Below are 22,389 nucleotides of genomic sequence, written 5' to 3'. Positions count from 1 at the left end.
CCTGGCCGTCGATGTTGTCCGGCACGGTTGTCCTCCGGAGTTATTGACCGCTCGCAGGGTTATATGTTACGCCCAGAGCATGAAAAAACGCCGACGAGACGGTACACTGTCAGTTCGGCCACGCTCTCGGCCGCGATATCCGGCGGTCGCTACTGACTCAGCCGGTGAACTGGTGGTACTCCAGACCCTTGTGTTTCATCTCGTTGTGCTTGCGTTCGAGGAAGGAGTAGACCGAGCCGTGGGGCGCCCCGTCGAGTAGCATCTCGGCGGCCTCCCGCACCGCATCGACCTGTTCGGGCCCGCCGATGATGCCAAGCGTCGAGCCGTAGATGACGACGGCGGCGCCGGTCAGCTCCTGCATCAGCTCGCGAGTCCGGCCGCCCTCGCCGATGAGTCGCCCCTTCTGCCGGCGGAGGTCGTTCTTGTTCCGGGCGGCCGCCTCGATGTCGATCATCTCGAACATCATCATGTCGTCGTCCAGCAGCGCCAGGGCGTCCTCTGGCTTGAACCCGCGGCCGATGGCCTTCACGATGTCCGGCCCCTTCAGCCCGGTCACGGGGTCGCCGACGGAGTCTATCTTGACGGAGCCGTCCTCGGAATCGATGTCGAGACGCACTTCCGCACGCTCCTCTATCTCGCGCATCGTCTCACCGCCCTCGCCGATCAGCACACCGATCCGGTCCTGCGGTATCTTCACGTGTTTCATAAGTATAGTTGCGCTTACGGGGTTCTGCCTGTTTAAGACTTCGGCGCTAGGTACGGTATTGTTTGTGAGTGTCTGTATGGGTGTGACGGACATCGTAGTCAGGGTGAACCGGGTTCAGTACAGCCAGAAAGCCCCCGGTCGCTCGACTACTGCGACTCGCTGTGCGCTTCCTTCGCTCACTCCGTTCGCTCAGTGCAGTGCTTGCGTCGTCTCGTACGTCGAGCGACCGGCCCCTTTCAGTCCCGCCCGGTCGGCTGGTCCACGGGGTGGGACTGAAAGGGGCCGGAGGCTCAGGGAGCGAGACGACGTAAGCACCGCAGGCCGAAGGCCGAGGAGCGCAGCGAGTCGCAGCCCCTGAGCCTCCGGGGGCTTTCTGGCTGTTGGGAACTGCCGTCAGCGATGAAACTGCGAGGAGATACGAAGCAGAATAATTCTAATCGTCACCCGTCCCAACGGCCGATTCCCTCGCAACAGCACGCCACTTTCCGGTCCAGAAGCGACCCGTGTTCACCGCCGCCTTCAGGTAGAAGTCCCCGACGAGGGCGACGAAGATGGCGGGCAGCCCGAGCCCCAGACCTGGCGAGACGGAAAGCCCCACCAGCGGCACGGTGACGACGAACGACGCCGGGAGCGCGAGCATCGCGACCGGCAGCCGGAAGCAGTAGCCCCCAAGTATCGTGCCGTAGAGCGGCCAGCGGGTGTCGCCGGCGCCACGCAAGCTCCCCCGCATCGTCCGGGAGACGGAGAAGCCAGCGACGAGCAGGCCAAAGACGCGGACGAACTGGGCGGCAAGGGCGGGGTACGCCGTACCGAACAGCGAGACGATGGGGCGGGCGAAGGCGACGAGGACGGCGGCGACGGCGAGCTGAACGGCGAGGGCCACTCTGAGCGTCTGCCAGCCGTAGTCGCTGGCCGACTCCTCGTCGCCGGAGCCCAGCTGCTGCCCGACGAGCGTCGACGCGGCCGTGGCGTACCCCCACGCGGGCATGAGCGCGAGCAACATCACGCGGCGGCCGATGGCGTAGGCCGCGAGCGTCGGCGTCCCGAGCACGCCAAGGATGAACAGGAAGGGAAAGCGGGCGAACGTCTGGAGGAGGCGCATCCCCGTCAGCGGCAGGGCCACCCGAACGATTTCACGGAGCAGGCCGAGGTCGAACTGGGGTCCCCGAAGGGGCAACTGGACCGCGTAGCGACTCGAGGCCAGCAGGCCGAGGAAGATGGCCGCCGCGAGCGTGTTGGCGATGGCGGTGCCCCAGGCCGCGCCGGCGATACCGAGTTCCGGAAACGGGCCGACCCCGAAGATGAGGAGCCCATTGAGCGCGACGTTCGTCGGCAGGGTCAGCAGGCGGACGTACATGGGTGTGCGGGTGTCCGCGCTGCCGGCCAGCGCCCGCGAGGCGACCATGCTCCAGAACCGCGGGGCCATCGACAGCATCACGATAGAGAGGTAGGTCGCCCCGTACTCTATCGTCGTCGGGTCACTCGAGAGCACGCCCACGAGGGCCTCGGGGTAGAGCCACGAGACCAGCGTCAGCGGCGCCGAGAGTAGGAGCGCCAGCCACAGCGACTGCTTGACCGCCAGGTCCGCCCGGTCGGGCCGGTCGCCCCCCTGGAGCCGCGAGACGACGCTGATGGTCCCCGAGGATATCGCAAGCGAGAGCCCGAAGCCGACGAAGTAGTACTGAAAGCCCAGTTCCAGGCCGGCGATGGCCGCGTCACCGAGCGCGATACCGACCATCAGGAAGTCCGCGAGCCGCAGCAGGATGCGCAGGCCGCCGGTGACCATCACCGGTGCGGCCAGGTCTGTCGCCTCCGTGGCCTTCTGCCGGTCGACGAAGCCGGCACGGGAAAGCAGCGCCGGGACGGCGCGGACGAGTCGGCTCAGGAGCGAGCCGAGCGAACGGCGGTCCATCTACGCGTACTGCGGGCGTGAGGACCGAGTGGGTTTCGATGGAGCGGTCACCGGTCGTGGTGACCGAGTATCCGCTGGCGGACCCGCGTGTCGCGGCTCGACCCCAGGACACCCGCGCCCAGCGCGTAGACGCGGCCATCCGTGCTCCCGACGTACAGCGTCCCGTCGACCACCGTCGGCGCCGAGTACACCATGTCGTCGGTCCGGAACCGCCATCGCTCCGTGCCGTCGGCGGCGTCGAGGCCGTAGACCCGCCCATCCGAACTCCCGACGAAGACGGCGTCGCCGGCGACCGTAGCCGACGAGGAGATGGTCAGGTCGGCCTCGTAGCGCCATCTGAGCGCCGAGCGGTCCGTTCCCAGCGCCGACAGCGAGAGCGCGTGCAGTTCCGAGCCGGCGGCGACGAAGACGGTGTCGTCGGCGACGGCCGGTATCGACTGGCCCCTGACGACCGTCGGTTCCGCCGAGTCGGTCGCACGGACCGGCCAGCGCACCGCGCCGTCCCCGACAGCCAGCCCGTACAGGATGCCGCTGTCCGTCGCGACAAGTACGGTGTCGTCCGCGACTGTCGCCGAGCCCGGGCTGGTGAATCGGGTCCCGTGACTCCAGCGCTGGTGGCCGTCGGCCGCGTCGAGCGCGTAGAAATCCACGAGAGAGTTCGCCGGGTCGCCGACCATGTCCTGACTCCCGACGTACACCGTCCCGTCGACGACCGCCGGCGACGCCGTGACGTCGTGGCTCGCCTCGAAACGCCACCGCTCGGCCCCGTCAGTCACATCGAGCGCGTAGACGTTCCCGTCCTGACTCCCGACGTATACCGTCCCGTCGGCCACAGTCGGGGACGAGACGACCTGGCCGCCCGTCTCGAAGCGCCACTGCTCGGTCCCGTCGCTCGCGGAAAGCGCGTAGACGTACCCGTCCTGACTCCCGACGTACACTGTTCCGTCGGCGACGGCCGGCGACGACCGGACCGAGTCGCCCGTCTCGACGCGCCACTGCTCGGTCCCGTCGCTCGCGGAAAGCGCGTAGACGCAGTCGTCGTAGCTACCGACGTACACCGTCCCGTCCACGACTGTCGGCGACGACTTCACCCAGTCGCCAGTCTCGAAGCGCCACTGCTCGGTGCCGCCACTACCCCTGGTCATACGACAGCGTTCAGACAGGACCAGCAAAGCCTTTGTGAGCGTGTGTGAGTGTGTCACAGACCGCCGGCTGTAACCGGCGAGCCGACGGCGCGTAGCCCTATGGAATCAGTTGCTCGCCGTCGTCGTCGTACACCGCGATGGCGTCGACCGGACAGACCCGGGCGGCGAATTTCGCGTCGAACTCGGCGTCCTCGGGCACCTCCTGGACGAAGATGTCCTCGTCGGTCTCCTCACCGTCGACGAGGACTGCCTTGCCGGCGTCCTCGTCGCGTTCGAACCCGTCCCACTCCGCGACACACTGGAACATCCCGATGCAGGTGTCCCGGTCGTATTCGATTTTCATACACGGGTTTCGGTAGTGATAGTCAAAGGCGTTGTCCCCGTATCGCCGCGGCAATACAGCCGCGGCGGGACACCGTCAATCCGAGGCAATACAGCCGCGGCGGGACACCGTCAATCCGAGGCAATACAGCCGCGACTGTGCGTCGCTAACTCCCGGCAACTGTGCGTCGCTAACTCCCGGCAGGACAGCCGCGTGGTTCCTCAATCGGCAAGCCGGTCGAAGGCGGCCACGACCGAGCGACCCAGAATCTCCAGGGCGTCGCGGTCCGCCGAGGCGAACCCCGCTGAACCGACCCACAGGAGCCCGTAGTCGCCAAGTGGAAACAGGAACACCGACGCGACGCCGTCGATGAGCCGGTCCGCGTCGACGTCGTAGGACTCGACGGTCCGGGCGGAGCCGGCCCGGTAGGCGGCCACCTCGACGCTGTCCGCGGGGAGTCCCCGGCCGTCGGATGAGAAGTCGACACCGTCGTCGACCCCCGCCGCGGCGAGTTCGAGCAGGGACCCCGCGACGTCCTCGAAGACGGCGACCGTCGGGTCCGAAAGCAGCGTGACCACGCTATCGACGGCCGTCTCGGCGACGGCGGGCCGGGTGTCCGCCGCGGCGAGCTCGCGGATGGCGCCGTTGAGCGCGGCGAGCTGGCGCTCGCGGCGACGTTGCTCGGTCAGGTCCCGAACGACGACCTGGACGGCGTTCTGGCCGTCGTAGACCACTGGCGTCCCGCGGCTCTCGACCTCGCGTATCTGGCCGTCGTCCCGCAGGAGTCGCCAGGCGATCCAGTCGGACTCCTCGCGGCCGTCGAGCACCCGATGCATCCGCTCACGGACGGCGTCGCGGTCGTCCGGGTGGACGTACGACATGGCCTCGGTGCCGTGGGCCTGTGAGTGGCTCTCGAAGCCGAACATCCGGACCATGGTGTCGTTGACGTAGACGATCTCTTCGCCGTAGTGGACGAGGATGGCGTGGGGCGAGGCCTCGACCAGCGTTCGGTAGCGCCCTTCCGACTCCTCGCGGGCCAGCTCTGAGCGCCGGCGGGCGACGGCGTTCTCGATGCGGTTTGCCAGCACGTCGTACTGGTCGCTGGTCGTCCGCTTCTGGAGGTAGTCGGTGACGCCGGCGCTGATGGCCTCGCTGGCTATCTCCTCGCTCCCGCGGCCGGTATAGAGGATGAAGGGGAGCGACGGTTCGCGGTCTTTGACCGCACGCAGCAACTCCAGTCCGTCCATCTCGGGCATCTCGTAGTCGCTGACGACACAGTCGACGGCCGTCTCCGCGAGGGCGGCGAGTGCTGTCTCGCCGTCGCTGGCCAGTGTCACGTCGAAGTCCTCGCGCCGGTTCTCGAGGTGGAGCCCGGTGACCTCCGCGAGGTCGGCCTGGTCGTCGACGAGGAGGACGCGGGTCGAACCCGACGACGAATCCGTATCGCCGGCGGTGGTATCCATATCTCCGGGAGACCAAGCAAACATAAAAACGATTCGGGCATACAGTGGTGCCGCCACTCGCCGACGCGGACCGGGCAGTGGTTACGCCGGTCCGTCGCAGCGCTCGGGGTCGAACTCGAGCCGGACCGTCGCCGGCAGCTCCTCGCCGCTCTCGTAGGACGCCGAAGCATCGACGTCGGCGGCGTGAGTGCTCGCTATCTCACCGGCGGCGTAGCGTTTGAGGCGAACGTCGACACTGGCCTCGTCCGGCCCGCTCAGTGTACGCGTCCCGTCGGCGTCCTCGACTTCGGCCCGCAACACCGTCACCTCGATGTCGTAGGGCGGCTCGCCGACGGCGTCGTTCAGCGGCAGACTCATCGAGAAGGACGCTCCGTTCGTGGTAGCGTTCAGCTCGTCGCCGTCGACGCTGACGATGACGTTCGCGTCCCGTCCGGTGACGCTGAGCAGCCAGTAGTGGTCGTACTTCGACCCGTCGCGGCGGTTCCCCGCCGTCGGGACCGAGTCGGCGTACCGGTCGAGCGTCTCCTCGATGCTCTCCTGGGCGTCGGTGATCGGCAACGAGTCGCTGTCACACAGGTCGAGACCGCGGCGACACCACTCCCGGACCGCGTCGGTGTCGCCGTCGCGTTCACAGATGTCGACCAGCGTGGCGGTACAGTCGAGGAGCCAGCCGCGCCCGAACTCGTCGGGTCTGTCGGCGGCGGCGGGCAGACCTGTTTCCAGATGTCGGCGAGCGGCCGCGTCTGCGCCCCAGTCGGCGCAGTAGTTTCCGAGCCAGCAGTTCGTCAACGCGTCCCGGGGCGCCGGCGCCAGTGCGGCCCCGAAGGCCCGCTGTGCGGCCTCGCTGTCCCCGAAGTAGGCGAGCGCAGCGGCGTAGCGGCGCCGGTACTGTACCGACGAGGGCGCGGCGTCGATGGCCCGCTCGAAGCGGTCCAGCGCCGTCGCCTCGTCGGGGTCGTCGGCCCTGTAGGCCAGCATTCCCAGGCCGAAGTGGGCGCCGGCGTGGTCGGGCGCCAGCTCCAGCGCGCGCTCGTAGTACGCCCGGGCCATCGCACGGAGCCCGACTGTTCGGTACTGGTCACCCACCGCGGCGAGTTCGTCGGAGTCGGTGACGTCGCCGGCGTCACGTTCGAGCGCCGCCACTACCCGCCGCTCGAACAACCCAGCCCAGTCGTCCGCGTCGACGGTGGGCGGTGCCGCATCGGGTGCGTCGAACGGCCCGTCGTCGTCACTGGCCGGCGGGAGCGTCCCCGTCTCGACGCGCGTCGCCAGTCGGTCGAGCGCCGCCGTGTGCGCCGAGACGGCGTCCGTGCGGTCCAGCGCGTACTCACACCAGCGGACTGCGGCGGCGTCCTCGCCGGCCGCGTCCAGCAGCTCGACGAACCGAACGAGCGCGGGGACCAGCGGGTCGAGTGTCGAGAAGCCGAACCCCTCTGCGTGCAGTTCGAACCCCGACTCGAAGTAGGCTTGCGCGAGTCCCGGCGAACCGCGGCGGTCGTGGAACCGGGCGTACCAGAGGTGTGCGAGCGGGTCGGAACCGAGTTCCTCGATAGCGTCCTCGAACGCCTCGCGGGCGCGTTCGTCGTCGCCGCGGTCGGCGTGGTACGCTCCGTGGAACCGCTGTGAGGTGTCACGCTCGTGTGGGAGCGACAGCCCCGGCTCGGTGACGGCGGCGTCGAGGCAGGCGGCCAGAAACGCGGCCGACTCCCGGAACCCCGCCGGGTCGAGGGGGTCGGTGTGGGTCAGCGTCGCCACCTCTTCGAGAAACGCGTCGTCGGCCGTCCGGGCCATCGTCTCACAGACCGCCCCGAGCGCCCGGATGACCGCGGCCCGCCGGGCCAGTGGCTCGGCCTCCGGCGCAGCGTCGGTCACGGCCGCGTGGGCTTTCCTGACGACATCTTGGATGTCGGTCGCTGGCCTGCCGGCGTTCGCGAGCACCCCGGATAGCTCCGCCGAGGACAGTGACAGCGCCTCGGCAGCGTCCAGCTGCGACTCGAAGACGCCGTGCAGACGACCGAAGGTGAGCGTCTCGGCTGCCGGCTCGTCGACGGTGACGGTCACCCCATCCGTGTCCCAGGTTCCGGCCACCCGTGCTGTTATCGCCAGCAGCGTGTCCGTCATTTACTAGTTTGTTTCGTCCAGCCACAGGTGTATTCTTTGCCCCGACACGGCCGCGAACGAACGTTTAAATCCGTGGCCGGTCGAACGACGCGGTAATGGACGTTGCGGACCTGCCGGGCGTGCCCGACTGGCTCCCCGACCACTTACGCGAGGACGGCATCGAGCAGCTGTACCCCCCACAGGGCGAGGCCGTCGAGGCGGGTGTGACCGAGGGGCAGAACATCGTCGCGGCCATCCCCACGGCGAGCGGGAAGACCCTCGTGGCCGAACTGGCGATGCTGTCGGCCGTCGCTCGCGGTGGCAAGGCCCTCTACATCGTGCCCCTCAGAGCGCTGGCCAGCGAGAAGCAAGCCGAATTCGAACAGTTCGAGCAGTACGGGCTCTCGGTAGGCGTTTCGACGGGCAACTACGAGTCCGACGGCGGCTGGCTGGGCGACAAGGACATCGTCGTCGCCACCAGCGAGAAGGTCGACTCGCTCGTGCGAAACGACGCCCCGTGGCTGGAGGACCTGACCTGCGTCGTCAGCGACGAGGTGCACCTGGTCGACGACGGCCAGCGCGGCCCGACCCTGGAAGTGACGCTGGCCAAACTCCGGCGGCTCAACCCCGACCTGCAGACGGTGGCGCTGTCGGCAACCATCGGCAACGCCGGCGAACTCGCCGACTGGCTCGACGCCGAACTCGTCGACTCGGACTGGCGGCCTATCGAACTCCAGAAGGGGGTCCACTACGGGCAGGCCCTCCATCTGGAAGACGGGAGCCAGCACCGCCTCGCCGTACAGAACAACGAGAAGCCTACGGCCGCCATCGTCCGGGACACGCTGCAGGACGACCACGACGAGGACGGCGAGGTCACGGAGGAGGGCGGCTCGACGCTCGTGTTCGTCAACTCCCGTCGCAACGCCGAGGCCGCCGCCGGGCGGCTGGGGAGTACCGTCCGACCGCACCTCAGCGCCGACGAGCAGGCCCAGCTCGAAGGTATCGCCGCCGAAATCCGGGACGTGAGCGACACGGAGACCAGCGACGACCTGGCCGACGCCGTCGAAGACGGTGCCGCCTTCCACCACGCGGGACTGGCTCGCGGGCATCGGGAACTCGTCGAGCAGGCGTTCCAGGACCGGCTGGTGAAGGTGGTCTGTGCCACCCCGACGCTCGCGGCCGGCGTCAACACGCCATCGCGCCGCGTGGTCGTCCGGGACTGGCGCCGCTACGACGGGTCGGCGGGCGGGATGGCCCCGCTCTCCGTGCTGGAGGTACATCAGATGATGGGGCGGGCCGGCCGCCCCGGGCTGGACCCATACGGCGAAGCGGTGCTGGTGGCCAGCAGCCACGACGAACTGGACGAGCTGTTCGAGCGGTACGTCTGGGCCGACCCCGAACCCGTGCGCTCGAAACTCGCAGCCGAACCGGCCCTGCGGACCCACATTCTGGCGACCGTCTCCTCGGGCTTTGCCCGCTCGCGGACTGGCCTGCTGGAGTTCCTCGAACAGACCCTCTATGCCAGCCAGACCGACGAGAGCGGCCGGCTCGAACGTGTCGTCGACGACGTACTGACGTATCTGGAGCGGAACGGCTTCCTAGAAGTGGACGGGGGTGAGCTGGATGCGACGTCGCTCGGCCACACCGTCTCGCGGCTCTACCTGGACCCGATGAGCGCCGCCGAAATCGTCGACGGGCTGGAGTACTGGGCGCGTCACGCGGGGGAGCCCGACACGGGCGACGAACCCGACGGGCCCGAGGACGCGACCGCCGACGGCGCGTTCAGCACGGCGAGCGAACTGGCCGAGGAGGCCGAAGCGAGCGCCGACGTCGACCCCGACGACATCTCGGCGCTGGGGCTCTACCACCTCGTCTCGCGCACCCCCGACATGTACCAGCTCTACCTCCGGTCGGGCGACCGTGAGGAGTACGAGATGGAACTGTACGAGCGCGAGGACGAACTTCTTGGCCCCACGCCCTCGGAGTTCGAGGACGAGCGCTTCGAGGACTGGCTCTCCGCGCTCAAGACCGCCCGGCTGCTCGAAGACTGGGCCAGCGAGGTCGACGAGGAGACCATCACCGAGCGCTACGGCGTCGGCCCGGGCGACGTCCGCGGGAAGGTCGAGACGGCCCAGTGGCTGCTCGGGGCCGCCGAGTCCCTGGCCGGCGAGGTGGATTCGGACGCCGCCCGCGCCATCAGCGAGGCCCGCATCCGCGTCGAACACGGGGTCCGGGAGGAGCTGGTCGACCTCGCCGGGGTGCGAGGTGTCGGTCGGAAACGCGCCCGCCGCCTGTTCGAGGCCGGCATCGGCGACCGCGCACAACTCCGCGACGCGGCGAAACCGGTCGTGCTGGCCGCCCTGCGTGGGCGCCGGAAGACCGCCGAGAACGTCCTGGAGAACGCCGGCCACCGGGACCCCTCGATGGACGGTGTCGAGCCCGACCCCGACGTCGAGGTGAGCGAGGAGTCGCCTCGGGACAGCGAGGAGGACGAGGACAGCGAGATCGGTGAAGACCAGTCCAGCCTGGGGGACTTCTGATGGACGTCGTCGAGGGACACGCCGACATCGACGACGTGGGCGCGTTCGTCGCCGAACTGGACGCCATCGGGGAGACTCACGGCGTGACGATACAGGCCTTCGACGCCCGCTACGTGGTCGACCGCGAGCATCTGGTACGGGCCGTCGACCTCGCCGCTCGCGCCCGGGAACGCGGTGATACCATCGCCGAGGATTTCGGCGTCGAGATACTGCTGTACGCCGCCGGTCGCCGCCAGATAAATCGGGCGCTGGCGATGGGCGTGTGCGAGGGCGAGTGTCCGATTGTCGCGGTCGTGGTCGGTGAGGTCGCCCAGCAGGCGACCTCGGACCACGTGAACGGCGACGCTGGAGCCGTGCGCGGCGAGGGCGAGGGGGCCTCGGTCAGCGCGAGCGGTGGAACCGCGAGCGACGAAGCGGCCGCCGCGGCCGACCTCCGCGAGCGACTCACCCCCGCCGAGACGCTCGGCAACTACGACGAGGAGCGCGTCAGGGACTTCTTCGACGTGACCGACACCGAACTGGCCGCGACCGAGGGGGCGCTGGCCGACGCCATCCGCGAGCGGGTGGCGCTGCTCGTCGTAGAAAAATAGCGAGAGTCTGAGCTTGTCGAAGACTCTCGAAGGCGAAGCGGGGAACGAAGCGAGGGGCGTGCGTAGCACGCACCTCGATGTGTAACGGGGAACGGAGTGACCCGCAGAGCGGTAGCCAGGAATCGAGCGACGCCGTTTTGTCCACGCCGTGCCAGTGACACACATGGTCAGACAGCACAGCGACGGGTGGCGCCCAGCCGGGAACACGTGACCGAGCTCACCGACCCGCTCGATATCGGCGGCTGCCGGCTGCCGAACCGCCTCTATCGCGCGCCGGTGCTGGAGTGTGCCGGCAACGGCGAGGATGCGGTCGAGACCCTCATCTCCGAGCTGGAACCCACGGCCGAGAGCGGCGTCGGCCTCGTCTTCCAGGGTGCGAGCATCGTCACGCCCGAGGGGGGCTGTGCCGCGCCGAACATGACCCGTGTCCACGACCCCGACTTCGTCGCCCGGCTCGAACAGCTCACCGACGCGATTCATGCACACGAAGGCAAGATATTCCTCCAGCTCGCCCACGGCGGCCTCCGAAGCATGGCGACGTGGCACGCCGGCTACCGGGCGCACAATCCCGACGAGCGACAGCTGGCCGTCTCCCAGCCGCCGTGGCAGCTTCGGGCGCTGGACCGACTGGGGCTAATTTCGCTGCGGCCCCGTGTGCTCTCGACGGCAGAAGTACGGGAGCTCGCCGAGCAGTTCGGCCGCTCGGCGGGCTACGCCGTCGACGCCGGCTACGACGGTATCCACCTCTCGGCGGCGAACATGAGCCTCGTCCAGCAGTTCCTGTCGCCGTTCTACAACCGTCGAGACGACGAGTTCGCCGACGGGGTTCGGTTTCTCGAAGCCATCCACGACGCCGTCCGCGAGCACGCGGGCGACGTGCCGCTGGTGACCAAGGTGCCAGCCGAGACCGTCGCGCCCAGTTTCGTTCGAAGGAATATTTCGATGGCCGAGGCCGTCGACTTGGCTGAACGACTGGTCGGTATCGGCTACGACGCCGTGGTCCCGGTCGAAGTCTCGACGTTCTGGGACATGAGCATCGTCCGCGGGGCGTATCCCGACCGGGCGTGGGCTGCCACGGAGTTGCAGGACGGCTACGCGGCGGCGTTCGGGGGCCGCTGGCGAGCGCGGGCGGTGGCGCTTCTCAACCGACTGCAGGCCCGCCGGTTCGACCGCGAGCCCGGCTGGAACGCCGCCTTCTGTCGGCGAGTCCGTGACCGGGTTGACGTGCCGGTGTTGCTGGAAGGCGGCCTGCGGACGCGGGCCGACTGTGACCGGTGTCTGGGCGGGGATTCGGGGGACGGGGAACCGGCGGCAGACATGGTCGGGATGGCCCGGCCCTTCTACGCCGAACCCCGACTCGGTGCCAGGCTGCTGACCGGCGAGGACGCCCTCTGTGCAAGCTGTAACAACTGCACGATTCCGCAGGTGACTGGCGAGCCCGGCCGCTGTCGGACGCCGTCGGTCGTCCGGGCGAAAGGGCGCCTCGAACAGAATGGTGCCTACGAAAGAAATTCTTCCGACGGCGAGTGAGTCGAGCGCACGGGCAGTGGGACATGGACCGGTAGCAGAATCGCCCTGAATTCTCGCTGAACGGGGCCGCGTCGGTACCACGTGCTAGCCAGTGTGGAGAAAGCCTCATCTGACGTGCGCCCCGACTCCAGCCAATGACTCCCCAGATTGCGTCCGAACGCGTCGAGCTATCCATCGACGGTGACGACGTGGGCCTCCACTACAAAACCGGTGGTAGCGGGCCGCCACTTGTGTTCTTGCACGGTATCGGGCTGGACGCCGCGACGGTGTCGTGGCGCCACGCGCTCCCCGCGCTGGCCGAGGAGCGGACCGTCTACGCGCCGGACCTGCCGGGCCACGGCGAGAGCGACAAACCGGACCGCGCGTACACGACCGAGTTTTACCTCGAGGCCGTGGAGGCGTTTCTTGACGCCGTTGACGTGGACGAGCCCGCGATTGCGGGCCTCTCGATGGGCGGGGCGCTGGCGCTTGGCCACGCACTCGATGGGGGCAGCGTCGAGCGGCTGGTGCTGGTCAACAGCTACGGGCTGGGCGGGGACGCCTACTGGCGAACGGCCGCGAGCGGGATGTTTCAGACACCGTTGCTGGGGAACATGGTCTGGCAGGGCGTGAGCACGTCGAAACCGGCCATCAGGACCGGGCTGCGGAGCATGGGCGCGACCGAACCCCCACAGGAGCTCGTCGACGACGTCGACAGTGTCGTCGACCGCCAGACCGTGCGGGCGATGCGGCGCTGGCAGCGCAGCGAGTTCCGCCAGCGCGGCTTCCGGACCAACTACGCCGACAGACTGGACGAGCTGTCGGTGCCGACGCTGTTGATCCACGGGAGCGAAGACCCTCTCTTTCCGCCGACATGGTCCCAGCAGGCGGCGACGAAACTGGCCGAGAGCGAACTGAAACTGGTGAAAAACTGCGGTCACAACCCGCCCCGGGAACGTCCGGAGTGGTTCAACAGCGCGGTGCGGTCGTTCTGTGCGTCGGAGTGAGGCGAATCGGAAGCGCTAGCTGTCCTCGGGCAGCTCGTCGATGAGGACCACGGCCTCGCCGTCGATGACGACCGTGTCGTCTTCCTTGACCCGGGTGGTGAGGCGGTACTGTTCGTCGCCCAGGTCCTCGACGATCTCACACTCCGCTGTGAGGCGGTCCCCGATGCGGACGGGGTTGTGGAACTCCAGGTCCTGGGAGAGATAGATGGTCAGTCCGGGCAGGCGCGCGAGCGCGGCGCTGATGAGGCTGCCGACGAGCGTGCCGTGGGCGATGCGGCCACGGAAGCGGGTCTGCTCGGCGAACTCGTCGTCCAGGTGCAGCGGGTTCGTGTCACCGCTGGCAGCGGCGAACTGCCTGACGTCGTTCTCGGAGATGGTCTTGGTGAACTCGATGCGGTCGCCGACGCCCATCTCGCCGGGGTGGTCCTCCGAGATGGTTACGTGCCACTCCGGGAGGTCCTCGTCGGGCTCGATGCGTTCTGCGGGCGCCGGGAGCTCGTCGTCGGGGTTGACGCCGAAGGCCGCAAATGCCGCCCGGTTGGCAGCGACGACGCTGTTGAACATGTGAGAAGATGTCTCGGTCCACGTGTCGAGCAGCGGGTTGCGCAATGATTCAGAACTCATTGATAAATCGTGTTTAGGGGTCGGGCTATTAAACCTTGGTGTTAAATTCCACTCGATAGGCAGGAGACGGCTTCTATCCCCCGTCAACGGCAATATTGATTTTAGTTAACGCACGCAGCGAGGGCGAGCGGAGCGTTCGGCGCCGCTCTCGCCTCCATACCACTCAATACCACTCAATGGCATCAGATGGTATAGGACGGGAAGTTTTAAGTGGTTGACTGGTGTAGTGGGAGGTACCGATGGCCGATGAGGACGATGGTCTGATGTGGCCCCCGATGTTCAAGGGGATGCAGCAGGCGAGCGAGAACGCGATGGAACAGCAGCAACAGATGATGAAACAGTTGTTCGCGAGCGGCGGGATGCCCAGCTTCGATATGAATCAGCTGGGTGCGATGAGCCAGATGGCGACGTTCAAGACCCGCGTCCAGAGCGGCGGACGAATCAGCATCCCCGATGCGGAGCGAGAGGCGCTCGGCATCGAGGAAGGCGACATCGTCCAGACAGTCGTCCTCCCGGTCACAAACAACACGGAGTAATACACCAATGGTAGACTACACCACCCCCGTCACGACCGCTTTCGAGATGCAGCGCGCAACGATCGAGCAGAGCCAGAAGGCCCTGGAGCAGACCGTCAGCTTCCAGCAGAACGTCAACGAGGCGCTCATCGACAGCCTCGACACGCAGGAGTCGGCCCAGCGCCGCAGTGTCGAGCTCTCGAAGACCGCCTTCCACAGCTACCTCGACGCCGTCGAGGCCACCGTCCCCGGCATGGCCGGCACCGTCGACGAGCTCCGCGCCACCGTCGACGAGCAGTACGACTTCCTGCTCGAGAACCACGCCGAAGTCTTCGACAACGTCGAGAGCGAGATGCTCGAGGGCGTCGAGGCCTACGACGAGATGACCGAGGACTACGTCGCCGCCGTCGACGAGCAGGTCGGCATGCTCGTCGAGGCCCACGAGGAACTGGAGTCCCAGTCCGTCGAGGTCGCCGAGCAGTTCGGTGACCAGCTCGAAGAGGTTCAGGAGCAGGTCGAGGAGATCCAGTCGCAGGTCGAAGAAGTGCAGGCCCAGGCCGCCGAAGCTGTCGAGGCGTAACTAACCAGCCGTTTTTTGTGCGTCACAGGACGATAGTACACCAATGAGCGATACAAACCAGATGCAAGACGAGTGGACGGAGATGGTCGAGGAGATGAACACGGCGGTCGCCGACTCCATGGAGCAGAACATGAAGGCCCAGGCCGCCTTCGTCGAGTCGTGGGCCGACGCAGTCGAGGACTCGATTCCCAAGGAGGACGAACTCTCTGAGGGGTTCCAGGGGTACAACCGAGCCTACGAAGAGTGGGTCGACGCCGCCGAACAGATGGTCGAGCGCTCGACAGCCGCCGCCCAGGGCGAAGACGTCGACCCCGCCGAGTTCCGTGACATCTGGCTCAAGTCCGCCAACGAAGCGTTCAAGCAGGTGATGGGCACGTCGGCCTTCGCGGCCGCCAACGGCCAGCTCGTCGAGTCGATGATGGAGATGCAACAGGAGGCCGAGGAGATGAGCCAGGACGCCATCGCCCAGATGGGGTTCCCGACCCAGGAGAACATGGACGAGGTCGCCGAGCGACTCGTCGAACTGGAGCGCCGTCAGCACGCGGTCGAAGAGAAGCTCGACCGCATCCTCGAGAAGCTGGAGTAACATCATGTCATCCAACCCCCTCAACCCCTTTGCGGCCGCGCTCGACTTCCAGCGCCAGACGCTGGACTCGATGACCGAAGCCGTCGAGATGTCGTCGGTCGCCGACGAGCGCCTCGAACTGATGGAGTCCGTCGAAGTGGGCCAGACGCCCTCCGAGGTCGTCTACGAGGAGAACAAGCTCGAACTCCTCCACTACGACGCCGAGGCCGCCGGCATCGAGGTCGACGAGGCGGACAAGGAGTCGGTCCCCATCCTCATCGTCTACGCGCTCATCAACCGCCCGTACATCCTCGACCTGCAGGAGGAACGCTCCGTCGTGCGGCGCCTGCTCGAAGCGGGCCACGACGTCTACCTCATCGACTGGAACGAGCCCTCGCGGCTCGACCAGCATCTCACCCTCGACGACTACGTCAACCGCTACATCGACAACTGCGTCGACGTGGTCCGAGACCGCTCCGGCGAGGACGCTATCAACCTGCTCGGTTACTGCATGGGCGGGACGATGTCGGTGATGTACACCGCCCTCCACAGTGAGAAGGTCAACACGCTCGGCCTCATGGCCGCCGGCCTCTGTTTCGACCAGACCGGCGGCGTCCTCGAAGAGTGGGGCGCTGGCGAGTACTACTCGCCCTCGGACGTGACCGACACCTTCGGCAACGTCCCCGCCGAGATGCTTGACGTGGGCTTTGCGCTGATGGACCCCGTCGAGAACTACGTCTCGAAGTACATCCGGTTCGCCGAGAACATGGAAAACGAGTCGTTCGTCGAGAACTTCGGCCGGATGGAGAAGTGGCTCGGTGACGGCATCGACGTCGCCGGCGAGACCTACGTCCAGTTCCTGGAGGACATCTACCAGGAGAACAAGCTCTACAAGAACGAGCTCGAACTGGAAGGCGAGCACGTCGACATCCAGAACATCGACATGCCCGTCCTCCAGCTGATGGGCGAGTACGACCACCTCGTTCCCGCGGCGGCCTCGAAACCGTTCAACGAGGTCATCCCGAGCGACGACACGGAGATAATGGAGTTCTCGACGGGCCACATCGGGCTCTCGGTCTCCTCGTCGACGCACGCTGACCTCTGGCCCGACGTGGCCGAGTGGTACAGCGAGCGCAACCACGACGAGGTCGACATCGAGGTCGAGTCCCCCGAAGAGAACGCCCAGGCGGCCGTCGAAGAGGTCGCCGACGCCGCCAGTGACGCCGTCGAGGGCGCCGAAGCGGACGCGGAATCGAACGACGAGAGCGACGACGCGGAAGCCGACGTGGCGACCGCCGAAGACGATGTCGAGGAAGGCGCCGCAGGCGTCGACACCGTCTCGGGTATCGGCCCGACCTACGCCGACCGGCTCCACGACGCCGGCGTCGAGACAGTCGAGGACCTGGCAGCACACGACGCCGCCGAACTGGCCGAGATAACCAACGCCTCCCCCTCGCAGGCCCAGGACTGGCTCGACCAGCTCTGAGAAGCGGTTTCTTTTCTGTCTCTCGGGTGGTAGCCGGGACATGCGCGTTGCCGTCATCGGCGGCTCGACAGTCACGGACAGGGAGTACGAACAGGCCCGCGACGTGGGCCGGTTACTCGGCGAGCGCGGCCACGAGGTCGTCTGTGGTGGCCTCGGCGGCGTGATGGAAGCGGTCTGTGCGGGCGCCCGCGAGACGGGTGGTCACACCATCGGTATCTTGCCAAACGAGGACCGCAAGAGCGCCAACGACTACGTCGAGACCGCTATCGCGACGGGGATGGGCAACGCTCGGAACGTCCTCGTGGTCATGAACGGCGACGCGGTCATCGCTGTCGACGGCAGTACCGGGACGCTCTCGGAGCTCGGTCACGCGCTCGACATGGACCGTCCGCTGGCCGGTATCGGAGCGCATTCCCTCGAAGGAATCGAACACGTCGAGACCGCCGAGGCGGCCGTCGACTACGTCGAATCCGCATCAGCGGTCCAGTAGCCGGCGGAGGGCGGCGGCGACCGCCAGAAAGCCCAGCCCGACGAGGCGAACCCGGCCTCGTGCCCCCGGTTTCGGGTCGAACTCGACCCGCAGGAACCACCGGTACGACAGCCCACCGAGCCACAGGAGGAAGCCAGGGATGGCGAGGTGGACGACACCGGCGAGCGCGCTGCCCACCCACAGCAACGTTCGCTCTGTGTCGGAGAGCTTCATTTGTCGAGCCAGTCGAGGAACGTCCCTTCGAGCAGGGTCTCCTCCTGCTGACTGATGTAGGCGTTTTGCATCCCCCAGATAGCCTCGGCCAGCGGGACGTTCTCCGCGACGCGCTTTCGGACGTAGTCGTGTTTCCAGCGGGCAGGCGTCATCCGGCGGTCGACCCGCTCGCGCAGCGGTCGGAGATACTCGTGGGCGGCCTCCGTCGAGAGCCCGCGCCCTTCGAGTCCTTCGCGAGCGTGTTCGAACAGCTCGCCGTATATCTCGTCGGTCGCCGTCGTCGTCGCACCGTCGGCGGTGACCCACTCGATGTCGGCCTCGAGCCCGTCACGGGTGGCCGCGTAGAAGTTTGCCTTCGCTGTCTCCCAGTCCTGTGACTGTATCGGGTGTTCGAAGCGGACCAGGCTCTCCATCAGCCCGGCCACGAGCGCCTCGAAAGCGATGGCGTCGTCGACGGTCGGCTGGGCGGGCAGCGGCCGGAACTCGATGCGGGCGTTGGCGGCCGACCGAGTGGGGCCCTCGAAAACCGGGCGGACCCACCGCCAGTACGAGCCGTGTTTGTGCCGGAAGTGGACGAAGTCGTCGTCGAAGCGGGTGCCCGACTGGAGCTGTCGGGGGACGATGGTGTCGTCCTCGACGATGTCGTCGATGGCGTCCTCCACGCTGTCGAAGTCGGGCGGGAAACACACCTTCGGCGGCGTCGAATCGCCCTCGGGCGGGTTGAGCACGGACTCGAAGACGCCGATGCGGTTCTCCATGTGGGCGTCGGCGACGATTTCCTCCTCGGGCGCGTCGTCGTAGAGGTCGGGCGGGAAGAAGGGTGAGTTGACACCCAGTGCCAGCACCGGCGCGGCGATGCGCAGCGCGTAGCTGAAGTACTCGGGGAGGTCGGGGGCGTGTGGGATCTGGTAGTGGGGCTGGATGGAGGTGATGAGCGCCTCTGGCATCACCGTCTCGGCCGTGAGGGAGACGTGTGGGGCGTCGAGTTCGAACGCCGACGGGTACTCCGTGTTGGCCATCGTGTGGTACCGCACCGCGTCGGTCATGTTCGTCCCGATACGCACCCCGCCCTCCTCGACGCAGTCACAGAGGTAGTCCCGAGCGGTCTCGCCGTTGGGCGGGACCGTCCACATCCCGTCCGAGACCAGCCGAATCCCCTCACTGCGAACCCGCTGCTGGGCCGGGAGCAGCGACGCCTTCAGCTCGTCGCGCTGGGCGGCCAGCCCGTGGGAATTGAGGGGTTGGGGACTGGTCTGCATCTCCGCGTTGTGAAGTCCCAGTTCCTTCTCGAAGCCGATGAGCTCCAGCAGCTGGCGTGGCACCCGGCGCAGGGCGTCGGTCTGGTCGTCGACGGCGTACAGCTCCAGCTCCATCCCGACGATGGCCTCGGTGTTGTCGAAGGTCCCCGAGCGAATCTCCTCTTTGAGCTGTGTCGCCTCTTCGCGTGCCCGCTCGTGGAACGCCTCCCCATCCACGTCGAGGGCCCGACCCACCGCCGCCGCCAGTTCGGATGCCGACATATCCCCGGGTTCTCGGCGAGGAGTGAAAAGCGTGGTCCAGCGGACGGGTGTTTCAGAACCAGGGACGGAGCCGAGAGTTCGTTCGCACAGAGACTCACAGCAGCTCGTCCACATCACTCCGAGCTTCCCCCAGCGGGTCGGCGTCCTCGGTCACGAGTGCGCCCTCCACCGCGTCGCGAGCCTCGGGCAGCGGGTCCGTGCTCTCGACGTAGGCCGCAAGCGCGAAGGTGCGCTCGCCGACACCAGCGAGTGCCATCGCGTCGCTGCGGGAGAGCCGTCCGTCGAGCCAGTCGGCGACGACCTCGCGTCCAGTCGGGCCGACCGGCGAGACCTGCTCGCCCAGCAAGTGAAGCGTCTTGGCGGCCGTGACCGGCGGCACGTCGGCGACGTGGCCGCAATCGTCGACGGCGCGGCCGCTCGCGTACGCGTCCACGACCGTCGCCGCCGCCTCGGGGTCACAGGGGAGCTCGTCGGCGAAAGGAGCCAGTCGCTCGGCGAGTGAGTCGTCGGTGTCGTCGACGGCCGCGACGCCGCGCTCGCGCTGGCGGTCGGTCACCTCGATGCCGGCGGCGATGTCGGCAAGGCCCATTGGTTCCGGGTTCGGCAGCTTCGAATTTAAGAGTGGGGTTCTCGCGGGTGCGTCGTCGGGAGGGCGGAGTATCTACCTACCGGTAACCGGTTGGTGAAATATCGTCAGAGTCGCCATACAGCCCTGCTCCCGCCGGTTTTTTAACCACCCTGGCAGCCGTAGCTTCGAGTATGTCTACGACAACCGCTGGTTGTCCAGAGTGCGACGGGTCGCTGAAACAGGACGGCTGTGAGACCGTCTGTGCCCACTGCGGGCTGGTCGTCGGCGAGGACAGCATTGACCGGGGCCCCGAGTGGCGCAGCTTCGAGGACGACGAGACCGACAGCGCGCGGACCGGGGCGCCGCTGACCCGGTCCCGTCACGACCGCGGGCTCTCGACGGAGATCGGTCGGTCGACGCGACTCAAGGGGCGCAAGCGCAGACAGATGGCGCGACTCCGCCGGCAACACCGCCGGGCGCAGGTCAGCTCCAAGCGCGAGCGCAACCAGGTGTACGCCTTCACGGAGATACGCCGTATCGTCGGCTCCCTGGGGCTCTCGGCGGCCATCCGCGACCGGGCCTGTGTGCTCTTCGAGTCGGCTCAAAAAGAGGACCTGCTCCAGGGGCGCTCGCTGGAGGGCTTCGCCGCGGCGACGGTGTATGCCACCTGCCGGACCGAGGGGGTCGCCCGGACCGTCGAGGAGCTGTGTCGGGCCGCTCGCGCGGACCCCGACGAACTTCGGGCGGCCTACGACGCCCTGAACCGCGAGCTGGGCTTGCCGACCGGGCCCATCGACCCGCGGGAGTACGTCCCCCGCTTTGCGACCGCGCTGGAGCTGCCTGATGAACTCCGGAACCGAGCAGAGCAACTCGTCGACGAGGCGCGCGAACGGGGCCTCATCGGCGGCCGCAATCCCGCGGGCGTCGCCGCGGCCTGTCTCTACACTGCAGCACAGGAGCAAGACGTCGAACTCACGCAGGCCGAGGCCGCTGACGTGGCCGACGTGACGCCGGTGACGCTGCGGACGACCTACACGGCGCTACAGGAATAGACGGCGGCCGCGAGGTTCTCGAAGGCCGTCGCCGCCGCGGAGTCGGGCGCGGTCCGGTCGACGGGGTGGCCGTGGCGCTGGGCCGTCGCCAGGGCGTCACTGTCCGGAACCGTAACGACGGGGGCCCCGAATCGGTCGGCGACGGTGGCAGTCGACGGGTCGGCCCCGACCCGGTTGAGCACCACCCGACAGAGCCCGGCGTCCAGTTCTCTGGCGAGTTCACGCACCCGGAGCGCGTCGGCCAGCGCGGCGGTCGAGTCGGTCGTCACCAGCACCGCCGCGTCGGCGACCGCGAGCGGGAGGCCCACGTCGGCGCGCAGCCCGGCGGGCGAGTCCACCACGACCCAGCGGTGGGTGCGGTCGAGCGTCTCGAGCGTGTCGGCCAGTTGCGTCGGGTCGACCGCCCGGGCGCCGGCGAGGGTCCGACCACAGGGGACCATCGTCACCGGCCCGTCCTCGCGGACGGCTTCGGCAGGTGTCGCCCGCCCCGCCAGCACGTCGTGGAGGTCCGGGCCGTGGCCCGCCGGCAGGTCCGCCATGGCGAGGTCGCCGTCGACGACGACGCCGTCTAACTGGGCCGCCAGGTTGTACGCGACCGTCGACTTGCCGACGCCGCCCTTCCCCCCGGTGACGGCCAGAATCATGCGAGCGCGGCCAGCGTCTCCACCGGTATCGTCGCCCGCGCGCGCCGGTCGGCGAGCCGGCGCGCCCGCCGGGCGAGGCGTCTGAGCTGTGCCTCGTCCCCGGCGTCGGCGAGCGCCCGGACCCCGTCGAGGCCACCGGCCTCGTTGACCGCTCTCGTCGCCTCGGGGAGTGTCTCGGCGACCGCGAGCGCCTCGGCAGTGTCGGTCCGCCGTTCCATCTCGGCCAGCCACGGGCCGAGTTCCGGGGGGAGTCCCGCGGTGTGGTCGCCCTCGGCGTCGCTATCGGGTGAGCGGTCGCCAGGAGCACCGTCTTCGTCCGCGACGGGCGTCGCTGCCGTGGTCGGAGACTCAGCACGTTCCGCTGTGGGCTGTGTATCGCCGTCCTCACCGGGCGCTGTGGGCTCCGGCGACGATTCGGCCGCCGGCACAGCGTCAGCCGGCGGCGACAGTTGGGCCGCCGGCACAGCGTCAGCCGGCGGCGACGGGTCACCCAGCTCACGGACCACGTCGGCAGGACTGGTCGAGCGCGTCTCCCCAGTGTCTGTCTCCGGAGCGGCCGTGACGTCGGCGAGTTCGGCCGGCGGCGCCTCGGGCCGGGCCGGCGTCGCATAGCCCAGCGCGTGCGAGCCCGGCGTGAGGACGCCCGAGAACCCACTCGCCGTCCAGCCGGCCTCCGGGAGGCCCTCGCTGCGCGGGGGCCACACCGGGCCGTCGAGGCAGTTCCGAACGGTCACCCGCGTGGGCTCGGCGATATCCCGCAGGTGGACGGTGACCAGCGTCACCCCGTCGTGGTGGCTGGCCGAACAGTCGAACGTAACCATAGGGCGTGGTGCACCCC

The 22,389-nt window shown here is 68.1% G+C and carries 22 protein-coding genes; 10 read left to right on the top strand and 12 right to left on the bottom strand.

Translation table 11 applies throughout. From position 1 onward, the window contains the following. Window positions 1-157 precede the first annotated feature (157 nt). From EGD98_RS10980 to EGD98_RS10955, 6 genes are all read right to left on the bottom strand, one after another. On the bottom strand, window positions 158-706 hold the full coding sequence (locus EGD98_RS10980; protein WP_220588416.1) for a KH domain-containing protein: 549 nt from the start codon (window positions 704-706) through the stop codon (window positions 158-160). Window positions 707-1,139: 433 nt separating this feature from the next. Next, window positions 1,140-2,618 carry an MATE family efflux transporter gene (locus EGD98_RS10975; protein WP_220588415.1) on the bottom strand — a complete coding sequence of 493 codons (1,479 nt, stop codon included), beginning with the start codon at window positions 2,616-2,618 and terminating at the stop codon, window positions 1,140-1,142. A 47-nt stretch (window positions 2,619-2,665) separates the two neighbouring features. Next, window positions 2,666-3,763: an outer membrane protein assembly factor BamB family protein gene (locus EGD98_RS10970; RefSeq protein ID WP_220588414.1), complete on the bottom strand. Its 1,098-nt coding sequence runs from the start codon at window positions 3,761-3,763 to the stop codon at window positions 2,666-2,668. Between the two features lie 97 nt (window positions 3,764-3,860). Then, the gene (locus EGD98_RS10965; protein ID WP_220588413.1) at window positions 3,861-4,106 is read right to left on the bottom strand and encodes a ferredoxin; all 246 of its coding nucleotides are present in this window, start codon (window positions 4,104-4,106) and stop codon (window positions 3,861-3,863) included. A gap of 200 nt (window positions 4,107-4,306) precedes the next feature. Continuing rightward, window positions 4,307-5,548 (bottom strand): response regulator, encoded by a 1,242-nt coding sequence (locus EGD98_RS10960; RefSeq protein ID WP_220588412.1) that lies wholly within the window; start codon window positions 5,546-5,548, stop codon window positions 4,307-4,309. 81 nt (window positions 5,549-5,629) lie between these two features. Then, complete coding sequence (locus EGD98_RS10955; protein WP_220588411.1) at window positions 5,630-7,669, bottom strand: tetratricopeptide repeat protein; 2,040 nt, start codon at window positions 7,667-7,669, stop codon at window positions 5,630-5,632. Window positions 7,670-7,764: 95 nt separating this feature from the next. On the opposite strand from EGD98_RS10955, the gene EGD98_RS10950 reads away from it, so the two are divergent. The 4 genes from EGD98_RS10950 to EGD98_RS10935 all read left to right on the top strand — a co-directional run bounded on the left by EGD98_RS10950 (window position 7,765) and on the right by EGD98_RS10935 (window position 13,294). Next, window positions 7,765-10,188 carry an ATP-dependent DNA helicase gene (locus tag EGD98_RS10950; RefSeq protein WP_220588410.1) on the top strand — a complete coding sequence of 808 codons (2,424 nt, stop codon included), beginning with the start codon at window positions 7,765-7,767 and terminating at the stop codon, window positions 10,186-10,188. Further along, the gene (gene cgi121, locus EGD98_RS10945; protein WP_220588409.1) at window positions 10,188-10,778 is read left to right on the top strand and encodes a KEOPS complex subunit Cgi121; all 591 of its coding nucleotides are present in this window, start codon (window positions 10,188-10,190) and stop codon (window positions 10,776-10,778) included. The genes EGD98_RS10950 and cgi121 overlap by 1 nt, the downstream gene beginning before the upstream one ends. 207 nt (window positions 10,779-10,985) lie before the next feature. Continuing rightward, a complete protein-coding gene (locus tag EGD98_RS10940) occupies window positions 10,986-12,308 on the top strand; it encodes an oxidoreductase (protein ID WP_220588408.1) in 1,323 nt (440 codons plus the stop codon). Window positions 12,309-12,442: 134 nt separating this feature from the next. Continuing rightward, window positions 12,443-13,294, top strand: coding sequence for an alpha/beta fold hydrolase (locus tag EGD98_RS10935; RefSeq protein ID WP_220588407.1), 852 nt, complete (start codon window positions 12,443-12,445; stop codon window positions 13,292-13,294). 15 nt (window positions 13,295-13,309) lie between these two features. Here EGD98_RS10935 and EGD98_RS10930 read toward each other — a convergent pair whose 3' ends face one another. Continuing rightward, window positions 13,310-13,858: a MaoC family dehydratase gene (locus EGD98_RS10930; protein WP_220589401.1), complete on the bottom strand. Its 549-nt coding sequence runs from the start codon at window positions 13,856-13,858 to the stop codon at window positions 13,310-13,312. A 299-nt stretch (window positions 13,859-14,157) separates the two neighbouring features. Between EGD98_RS10930 and EGD98_RS10925 the strand changes: the two genes are divergently transcribed. The 5 genes from EGD98_RS10925 to EGD98_RS10905 are packed head-to-tail and all read left to right on the top strand — an operon-like array spanning window position 14,158 to window position 17,554. Further along, window positions 14,158-14,454 carry an AbrB/MazE/SpoVT family DNA-binding domain-containing protein gene (locus tag EGD98_RS10925; RefSeq protein ID WP_220588406.1) on the top strand — a complete coding sequence of 99 codons (297 nt, stop codon included), beginning with the start codon at window positions 14,158-14,160 and terminating at the stop codon, window positions 14,452-14,454. A 7-nt stretch (window positions 14,455-14,461) separates the two neighbouring features. Further along, the gene (locus EGD98_RS10920) at window positions 14,462-15,013 is read left to right on the top strand and encodes a hypothetical protein (RefSeq protein ID WP_220588405.1); all 552 of its coding nucleotides are present in this window, start codon (window positions 14,462-14,464) and stop codon (window positions 15,011-15,013) included. 43 nt (window positions 15,014-15,056) lie between these two features. After that, window positions 15,057-15,599, top strand: coding sequence for a poly(R)-hydroxyalkanoic acid synthase subunit PhaE (locus EGD98_RS10915; protein WP_220588404.1), 543 nt, complete (start codon window positions 15,057-15,059; stop codon window positions 15,597-15,599). 4 nt (window positions 15,600-15,603) lie between these two features. Further along, window positions 15,604-17,064, top strand: a complete 1,461-nt coding sequence (gene phaC, locus EGD98_RS10910; protein ID WP_220588403.1) for a class III poly(R)-hydroxyalkanoic acid synthase subunit PhaC — start codon at window positions 15,604-15,606, stop codon at window positions 17,062-17,064. Between the two features lie 40 nt (window positions 17,065-17,104). Beyond that, a complete protein-coding gene (locus EGD98_RS10905; RefSeq protein ID WP_220588402.1) occupies window positions 17,105-17,554 on the top strand; it encodes a TIGR00725 family protein in 450 nt (149 codons plus the stop codon). On the opposite strand, the gene EGD98_RS10900 is transcribed toward EGD98_RS10905, so the two are convergent. From EGD98_RS10900 to EGD98_RS10890, 3 genes are all read right to left on the bottom strand, one after another. Then, a complete protein-coding gene (locus EGD98_RS10900; RefSeq protein ID WP_220588401.1) occupies window positions 17,540-17,767 on the bottom strand; it encodes a hypothetical protein in 228 nt (75 codons plus the stop codon). The two genes, EGD98_RS10905 and EGD98_RS10900, sit on opposite strands and share 15 nt — an antisense overlap. Further along, window positions 17,764-19,287, bottom strand: a complete 1,524-nt coding sequence (locus EGD98_RS10895; protein WP_220588400.1) for a glutamate-cysteine ligase family protein — start codon at window positions 19,285-19,287, stop codon at window positions 17,764-17,766. The genes EGD98_RS10900 and EGD98_RS10895 overlap by 4 nt, the downstream gene beginning before the upstream one ends. A gap of 94 nt (window positions 19,288-19,381) precedes the next feature. Continuing rightward, window positions 19,382-19,876 (bottom strand): DUF7858 family protein, encoded by a 495-nt coding sequence (locus EGD98_RS10890; protein WP_220588399.1) that lies wholly within the window; start codon window positions 19,874-19,876, stop codon window positions 19,382-19,384. Window positions 19,877-20,046: 170 nt separating this feature from the next. Here EGD98_RS10890 and EGD98_RS10885 point away from each other — a divergent pair, with 170 nt between their 5' ends. Then, on the top strand, window positions 20,047-20,907 hold the full coding sequence (locus EGD98_RS10885; RefSeq protein WP_220588398.1) for a transcription initiation factor IIB: 861 nt from the start codon (window positions 20,047-20,049) through the stop codon (window positions 20,905-20,907). Here the strand turns inward: EGD98_RS10885 and EGD98_RS10880 are convergent. Together EGD98_RS10880 and EGD98_RS10875 are read right to left on the bottom strand one after the other, a co-directional pair. Then, window positions 20,886-21,551: a MinD/ParA family ATP-binding protein gene (locus tag EGD98_RS10880; protein ID WP_220588397.1), complete on the bottom strand. Its 666-nt coding sequence runs from the start codon at window positions 21,549-21,551 to the stop codon at window positions 20,886-20,888. The two genes, EGD98_RS10885 and EGD98_RS10880, sit on opposite strands and share 22 nt — an antisense overlap. Next, window positions 21,548-22,372, bottom strand: a complete 825-nt coding sequence (locus EGD98_RS10875; RefSeq protein ID WP_220588396.1) for a DUF7857 domain-containing protein — start codon at window positions 22,370-22,372, stop codon at window positions 21,548-21,550. The genes EGD98_RS10880 and EGD98_RS10875 overlap by 4 nt, the downstream gene beginning before the upstream one ends. Window positions 22,373-22,389 lie beyond the last annotated feature (17 nt).

The sequence above is a fragment of the Haloarcula salinisoli genome, from assembly GCF_019599405.1.
GTDB lineage: Archaea > Halobacteriota > Halobacteria > Halobacteriales > Haloarculaceae > Haloarcula > Haloarcula salinisoli.
This window is presented reverse-complemented; position numbering and strand designations above follow the sequence as displayed.